This is a genomic window from Streptomyces mangrovi (assembly GCF_900114215.1).
Lineage (GTDB): Bacteria > Actinomycetota > Actinomycetes > Streptomycetales > Streptomycetaceae > Streptomyces > Streptomyces barkulensis.
In genome coordinates, this window is the sequence record NZ_FOSG01000049.1 from 1 (window position 1) to 1,694 (window position 1,694).

The following is a 1,694-nucleotide window of genomic DNA, read 5'->3' on the forward strand; positions in this document are numbered from 1 at the left end:
CGCCAGCGGACCAGATCGCCGGTGCGGTACATCCGCTCACCCGGCCCCCCGAACGGACAGGCCAAAAACCGCTCCGCGGTCATCCCCGGCCGCCCGAGATAGCCGCGGGCCAGACCCGCGCCGGCGATGTACAGCTCTCCCGGCACTCCGTCCGGCACCGGCTGGAGCGCGGCGTCCAGCACATAGGCGGCTGTGTTGGCGATCGGTGTTCCCGTGGGCACCGATCCGCCGCGCGCGTCCAGCGCTTCGGTGGTGACGCGGGCGGCGGTGGACCAGACGGTGGTCTCCGTCGGCCCGTAGAGATTGAGCAGGTGTCCGTGCGACGGCGCGCGGCCGGGTTCCAGGAGGGCGCGGGCCAGGGAGGCCGGCAGGGCCTCGCCTCCCACGAGCACACGCAGGCCGGTGATGTCCAGGCCTCCGTCCACGGCCATGGCGTGCCACCAGCCGGGGGTGGCCTGTACGACCGTCACGCCCTCACGGGCGCACAGGGATCTCACGGCCGCGGGGTCGCGCCGGGTCGTGCCGTCGGCCAGGACGACCGAGCCTCCGGTGAGCAGGGGGGCGAAGAGTTCCAGGACGGCGATGTCGAAGGAGACCGTCGTGACCGCCAGCAGCCGGTCGTTCGGCCCCATGTCCAGCCGCTCGGTCATGTCGGCGAGGAAGTTGGCCACGCCGGCCCTGGTCACCATGACGCCCTTGGGCCGGCCGGTGGAACCGGAGGTGTAGATGGTGTAGGCCAGTTCTTCCGGATGCTCCCGGGCGTGCGCGGCCCCGGCCGGTGGGATGCCGGGCAGGGCGGCCAGCCGCCGGGCGGTGTCCGGGTCGTCCAGGACGAGCAGCGGGGCCGGGCCGGCCGGAAGGTCCCCGGCGAGGTCCGCGGTGGTGACCACGCACCCCGGCGCGCAGTCGGCGAGGATGTCCGCCAGCCGGTCCTTGGGATGTCCGGGGTCCAGGGGCAGGTAGTGCAGCCCCGCCTTCCAGACGGCGAGCAGCACCGCCGGCAGCAGGGCGCCGCGCCGCAGCGCGACCGCGACCGGTCCGCGCCGTGCCGAGCCGTTCTCCGACAGCAGTGCGGCCAGCCGGTTGGCCTGCTCGTCGAGTCCGGCGTAGCCGATCCGCTCCTCGCCGTCGACCAGGGCCGTGGCGTGCGGGGTCCGGGCGGCCTGTTCCTCGAAGCGCCGCAGCGGCGGGACCCGGGACGGTGCGCGGGCCGTGTCGTTGCGCCGGACGAGCAGTTCGTGCCGCTCCCGCTCGCTCAGGACCGGGATCCCGGTCAGCGGTGTGTGGGGCTGCTCGACCGCCGCGCCGAGCAACCGGAGGAAGTACCGGACGATCCTGTGGGCCGTGTCCTCGTCGAACAGGTCGGTGCTGTACTCCAGCACGCCCCGGATGCCCGCCGCCGAGCCGTCGGCCGCCCGGTCCTCGTTGAAGGACAGCGACAGGTCGAACTTGGCTGCCGAGGTCTCCACCGTCATGGGCCGGACCAGGACGTCCGAGGCCCGGTCGGCGGGGACGTCGGTGTGCGCCGTGCCGTTGTTGAAGGCCAGCAGCACCTGGAACAGCGGGTGGCGGGCCAGTGAGCGTGCCGGGTTGAGCACCTCCACCAGTCGTTCGAAGGGGAGGTCCTGGTGCGCGTAGGCCCCCAGATCGACGGCACGCACCCGCTCCAGCAACTCCGCGAAACTCGGATCACC

The 1,694-nt window shown here is 73.4% G+C and carries 1 protein-coding gene; it reads right to left on the reverse strand.

Annotated elements, in window-relative coordinates; translation table 11 throughout:
* Window positions 1–1,694, reverse strand: a 1,694-nt coding sequence (locus BM237_RS28555; protein ID WP_139238209.1) for a non-ribosomal peptide synthetase, incomplete at both ends; no start/stop codon positions are given.